This window comes from Ornithinibacillus halophilus (assembly GCF_900129485.1).
GTDB lineage: Bacteria > Bacillota > Bacilli > Bacillales > Amphibacillaceae > Ornithinibacillus > Ornithinibacillus halophilus.
On record NZ_FQVW01000086.1, the window covers coordinates 1 to 6371 of the forward strand.

At 35.1% G+C, this 6371-nt stretch carries 5 protein-coding genes; 3 read left to right on the forward strand and 2 right to left on the reverse strand.

Annotated features, from left to right (window positions below):
• Nucleotides 1–539: 539 nt before the first annotated feature.
• The gene (locus tag BUB12_RS17030) at nt 540–1442 is read right to left on the reverse strand and encodes a DnaJ domain-containing protein (protein WP_072892110.1); all 903 of its coding nucleotides are present in this window, start codon (nt 1440–1442) and stop codon (nt 540–542) included.
• Between the two features lie 699 nt (nt 1443–2141).
• On the opposite strand from BUB12_RS17030, the gene BUB12_RS17035 reads away from it, so the two are divergent.
• Nucleotides 2142–2561, forward strand: coding sequence for a cupin domain-containing protein (locus tag BUB12_RS17035; RefSeq protein WP_072892111.1), 420 nt, complete (start codon nt 2142–2144; stop codon nt 2559–2561).
• Between the two features lie 11 nt (nt 2562–2572).
• Complete coding sequence (locus BUB12_RS17040) at nt 2573–3547, forward strand: macro domain-containing protein (RefSeq protein ID WP_072892112.1); 975 nt, start codon at nt 2573–2575, stop codon at nt 3545–3547.
• A 491-nt stretch (nt 3548–4038) separates the two neighbouring features.
• Here the strand turns inward: BUB12_RS17040 and BUB12_RS17050 are convergent, their stop codons facing one another.
• Entirely contained in the window at nt 4039–5055 is a 1017-nt protein-coding gene (locus BUB12_RS17050) for an aromatic acid exporter family protein (protein ID WP_143155663.1), read from the reverse strand.
• A gap of 122 nt (nt 5056–5177) precedes the next feature.
• Here BUB12_RS17050 and BUB12_RS17055 point away from each other — a divergent pair, with 122 nt between their 5' ends.
• Entirely contained in the window at nt 5178–6098 is a 921-nt protein-coding gene (locus BUB12_RS17055) for an RpnC/YadD family protein (protein WP_084063396.1), read from the forward strand.
• Nucleotides 6099–6371 lie beyond the last annotated feature (273 nt).

The following is a 6371-nucleotide window of genomic DNA, read 5'->3' on the forward strand; positions in this document are numbered from 1 at the left end:
AACTTTCCTATTGAGATGATTTCGGAGGCAACAAATGTAGCTAAGGAAGAAATTGAAAAGATGAAAGATGAGATGTAGATCTAACTAAAGATAAAGCTTGGTTACAGGTATGGTAATGAAATATTCTCCAATTGGGGTTGCAGCCTTAATTGCAACTACAGTAGGTGAATATGGTGCCTCAGTGTTAGGAGCATAAACATCGTTAATTATTGTGGATTATATTGGAATTTTACTAATTTGTTTTGTTGTTTACGCACTAATAATTAAATTCTTTGTAAAGATGAAACTTGGTACGTTCTATAAAAGTGCTAGTAAGATTTGGCCAATTACTATAAGTACGACTAGGTTCTCATGCTTCATTTTTGTGGGTATCTTGTGTCAGAGCCCTTCTTCGTCCCCATGTTTCATGTGGTTGTGGAACGAATTCATGGGGGGAGCGAGCGAACTTCCAGAGGAACATCTGGGGTCAAATCATGGACGGTGCGTCATATTCTAAAACCTGCAACCGTCCACTGTGCATCTTGTATTTATTCATATTTTTAGTCAGTTGCTGTTGCTTCTATTGAGTCCAGTCCTTGTGGCTCAGGGTATACCAATACTTTAAAAGATTGAGTAGAGCCTGCGTTCAAATCATGGATTCGAGCTACTTCACTTCCAATTATATCTTTATTCTTATTATAAAAAGTAATATTTACTCTCGCATAAAAAATGTTTGAGTCAGTATGGTTCGTTACTTTTCCATATACGTATCCATTTGAATAACTTAATTCAGATACTTCTAATTGATCTTCAACACTTTCAGAGTCTGGAGTTACTTCTTCATTTATTGCAGAATTGGTTTGATCTTCTTTTATGACATTTAGTTCTTCCTGTAAGTAACTAACCATTTCTTCCAGTGAGTTGATTTCCTTCTGTAATTGACTATTATCGTGATTCACTTCCTGTTGATCAGTGGACTTGTTGAAATTTTCCGTTGAATCATTAATATTATCCAGTCTGAATTCCATATATAAAAACATGAATATTATCAAGGTAGTCAAAATGCTAAATAGCATCCAAATTAAGTTGTTATCTCTATTTTTACTATTTTTTGTTTTTCTATTGAACTCTTGGAATGACTGCTCCTCTTGTTCTTGTCTTTGTTTTCTTGAAGCACCCTGCTGATTCGTATATTGATTATTAGTTTGAGAGTTATCATCGCTATCTTGATGGTTATTGTAGTGGTTTGCTTGTTGTTGGTTGCTATTTGAGTGTATTCTTGCATCATAAGCTTTTCTTTTACTTGTATCCCGTAATATTTTGTAGGCGCGTTGAATGTGAATAAACTCATCGGGATTACCACCAACATCTGGATGGTATATTTTTGCTTTATTTCTATATGCTTTTTTAATTTCCTCTATGGTAGCATCAGGTGAAACGCCTAAAACTTCATATAAGTTCAAATATATCACCTTTCATCTGGATGTTTTCTCCCTTATTCTGTCAAATTCGTAATGATAATAATAAAAACAGTATATTGCAATTATTCATTTAGGTTAGACTATTATTTTAGGTGGTGTTTAAATACTTGAAATAAGTAAATCTGGAGTAATCATTGATATTCCCTTCATTCTGTATTTGTAGCGCTTAACATTCAGGTACCACATCATCAAGATGGAATTTTACAATATAGAGTGTTTTACAATAAGACACAAGAAACATTTTTTACAAATCCTATTATTAAATAGACTTTCCCTATGTTGAATGTGGAAAATCATTATTTTTCTGAATATTCCTCTTTTTACGAAGGGCAACTTGAATGCTGTAAGATTTTTAAATTCATCATTGTCACACTCTTCCCCCGAAGTCTAATGGGCCAGCCTCTCCATAGGGCAGTATGATAAAAGCGATAATGTGTTTTTTGATTGACTACTTTTAATGTGACAGTAGCTTTTTTATTTTGATTTCTGAAGGATTTTATCGAGTTATGTAGAATATTAACAATAAAGAAGCATGGAGAGTAGTTTTTCTTTGTACAGAAAATATATTCTGGTCCCTTATAATAAGCTTAAATTGATTCTATCATGTAGTGCTAGATTTCTAATCTTTGTTTGATAGATTTCTCTAGTATTACAGATGATTTTAGAAGGAGGAAAAGTTTAGTGTCAGGTATAAAAAAAATTACATCAAAGGAAATTTCCGAATCATTGGAAGGCACTAACAGACAGTATTTAGTTGGTAATCTAAAAAAACCACAATTATTAAAACATATTTTTGATGAAAATATAGAGGTTGGGATATCCCATTATAAGACCTTTACTGCAGATGAGCCACATTTTCATTCAACTGTAACCGAATATCAATATGTAATAAATGGAAGTTCAAAGATTAAAAATCTGTTAACAAATGAAATTATTGATTTAGAAGCGGGTGATTTCTATATTGTTAATACCAAGACACCTTATGCTCAGAAATCAATGCCCGATACTAAAATATTGTTTTTTAAACACCCTGGTATAAATGACAAGGTGCCTATTGAGGTTGACCAACATACTATTAATTGGCTGAATGCAGTTGAATAGGAGGGAGAAAAATGTGGCGAAGTTCATCATCAGGGATTTTTAAGACATTATATTATTTAGTTACTGAATTCTTAGGTGTTCTAGGGGTACTAATCACATTGTATCTTTTTTTTACTGACATAATAAATTCTGAAGCCTTTTTAGAGGGGATAAGACTTATTATGTTTGGAGCAGGTATTGTTTGGGTTTCTATGTTTATAATTAATGTGATAAGAGTCATGAAAGTGCACATAAGTGAGAAGAAACGTTATAATCGTGAATTCCTAAAGAAGAGTACGATAGGTTATGAGGTAGGCTCTTTTTGGGATGTAGTAAAAAAATATGAAACCGAAGAAGAATTGGCAATTATTATAGGTGTGAATAATAGGTTTAAACTAGATCACAATTACTTAAATAATAGTAGTCTCGTACATAGTTACATAAGTAAATTTAGTGAGGAACAGAAACAGGGAATAGAAGATGAGATTCCTGATGTGCTAAAAGATAAAATATTAGATACTGAAGCAGACGGTACTCCTATTTTTGAATATGGATCTATCTATGTTGTTCCTAGACATGCTAATATCAAGTATGAAACAGCATTATTATCAATGTGTGAGCCGAGTAAAGCGAATGTGCCAAAGCGTTTTACATCTGAAAGAAGTGTTTTAACAGAGTCTTTTGAACGGATGTTTGAACAGATGCCGGATATATTCACCAACTCCACTATTGTTATACCACTTATTGGAACTAGCTCTTCTGGAGGTCATTTATCACATGAAGAGGTTGCTAAATATTTAATATCAGCATTTGCGGATTATAGTAGAATAAAACATGAAAGATTAGCAAAACGTTTTATCTTATCCATTTATGATAAAGATATAAAAAATAATTTTATAAACTTAGATGAAATAAAGCGCCATATTGATTATGAATGTGACAATAAGGAATTTTCTTACTCGAGTCTGAAAAACCAACTAAAAGGCATAAGTGTTGAGGTAGATTAATAGGGGAAGCATGGGGAATGGGCACGGTTCTCATGCTTCTTTTTTTATGGAATTTTGTGTCAGAGCCCTTCTTGAAGAGAGCCGTCCCCATGTTTCAAGTGGTTGGGGAGCGAATTCATGAGAGGGGCGAGCGAATTCCGTGGTTGGTGGATCGAGTTGAAGAGGGTGCCGAGCGAATTCCGTGGTTGGTGGATCGAGTTGAAGAGGGTGCCGAGCGAATTCCGTAGTTGGTGGATCGAATTGAAGAGGGTGCCGAGCGAATTGCATAGTTGGTGGATCGAATTGAAGAGGGTGGGGAGCAAATTCTGGGTTTGCGGAGCGAATTGATTAGGGTGCCGAGCGAATTCCGTGGTTGGTGGATCGAGTTGAAGAGGGTGTCGAGCGAATTCCGTGGTTGGTGAGCGAAATGAAGGATGCCGAGCGAACTCCAGGTTTGTGGATCGAATTGAAGAGGACGGCGAGCACAAATGGCAAACAAGAGCCGTCCCCACTTATCCCCTGAGAATGTTTTTCTTAATAGTCAAGTAGTTTTTAATCTCAAAGTTTAAATAGAATAGATTAGCTCTAATTTCAAATTCTTCCCTTGTCTGCGGTAATTCTGTTTCGCGTATGGATTCTTCATAATCATCTAAACGCTCTAGTGCAACAGTGATATCCCCAGAATCAACATGTTGACTAATATTCAAAAAGAAATCAGCAAGCATCCCTCTTTGTTTAATATGCAAGTTAGATGAAGCCACAATACCAACTATGGTAACCATTCTTTTTAGGATTTTAAGTTGATCATCTCGCATTTCTAGATAATAATAATCTTTACTCTCTTTTCGTAATAGATGATTTTCTACATCTTGGATCGCAATGTTTTTCGCTTGATTTATAAGGGTTTCTACCTCAACTAATTCTTTTCCATCCCAGCTTCGTTCACTATCCTTTAAAAATGCCGCGAATTCATGGAGAATAACGCTGAATTTATTTTCGATTTGCGTCTTATACTCCTCAACATCCTTTTTGAAGCTTGGCATAATACTGTTTACAAGTAAGGCAATTATAATACCGATAAGGATAATATAGAGTTCATTCAATACGATATCCAAATTCGCTTCCTTCAAGGTATAAATGTGTAAAACAACCACGATACTTGTGACAAAACCGTCCATAAGACGTCCTTTTATGAAGATAGGAACGAGCATTAAGATAAGGATAGATAAGACAATTGGTTGATAACCTAATAATTCAAAAGCTATGGAACCGAGGATTAACGCTAAAAGAGAGGCAAAGAATTTTTTCTGAATTGAATGTAATGTTCTTTTCTTTGTCTTTTCAATACACATAATAACGATGACTGCTGCAAATGAGGCGAATTCTAAGTTGAGTAAACTCGCAATCCAAATTGCTAATCCTGCCCCAATAGCAGATTTTATTGTCCGATACCCTAATCCAACCATAAACACCATCCTGTTGCTTTTTAAGTGGGGACGGTTCTCATTCATCATACTTATATTCTTCACCTTATCTTCTTCCCCGTCAAGTTCTTTTTAACAGAACACTTGTTCTATCTCGGGATATATAGTATAATAATAACTAGATTCACTCCATAGTTTATCCTCAAAACGTTAAAGGATGTGTTGGAATGGCGATTGCTTCAGTCGTATATAAACCAACTCCTGAGAATCCCCACAATAACGTAATCCGTGAAGTTCCAAAAGAATATAACCAACATGATTATTTGTTCAAAAAGTTAATTCACAACTTTTTCGAAGAATTTTTAGAGGCATTTTTCCCAGAAGTTCATGAGCATATTGATTTTTCCTTCATTAAACCGATGTCTGAAGAAGTATTCAATGACTTAGCGAAGGGGAGTAGTAGGCGAGCAGATATCGTAATCGAGACGAAGTTAAAAGAAGAGAATACGCTTATCATCATTCATGTTGAACCTCAAAGCACGCATGAGACTAAATTTCATGAGCGTATGTATCATTATTTCAGCCTCTTATATAATAAATATAGGAAACCAATTTTGCCAGTCGCGATTTTTAGTTATGATTCGAAGCACGCTGAAAAAGATTATTTCACGTTAGAATTTCCATTTTTCCATGTCTTCACTTTTAATTTCCTTATGCTTGAATTAAGGAAGAAGAATTGGCGTGCGTTTATTGAATCAGACAACCCAGCCGCAGCGGCATTGCTTAGTAAAATGGGATATACGGAAAAAGAAAAAGTAGAAGTGAAGATGGAATTTCTAAAAATGCTCGTTCGAATGGAATTAAATCCTGCTGAAAATAGGTTTATAAGTAGTTTTTTTGACTCATATTTAATATTAACAAATGAAGAGGAGGAAGTGCTGATGGAAAAGGTGAAACAGTTGGACAATGCGGATAAAATTTTAGAACTGCCGAATTCTTGGGAGAAGAGAGGGTATAGAAAAGGAAGGGAAGAGGAGAAACAAGAAGTGATTATGAATATGTTAAAGAAGAACTTTCCTATTGAAATGATTTCGGAGGCAACAAATGTAGCTAAGGAAGAAATTGAAAAGATGAGAGATGAGATGTAGGACCTAACTATAGATAAAGCTTGGTTCAGAAAACCATGTGGGGCGTGGCAAATCCACGTCCCAGAAATACTTTCTTTATAAATGACAAACAAGAACCGCCCCCACTTTGAAAGGAATGCACAGAGAAAATAGGGGAGAAGGCAACCGTGTAAAAATAGCATGGGAGTCAGGGGCAGGAGTTATCCCTCAGACTGGGACAGTAAACCCCCGTGTCCTAATACATTGCAATATTTGATAGAAGAAGGATAAAAAAGAAAAACAAGAAGCTAATCA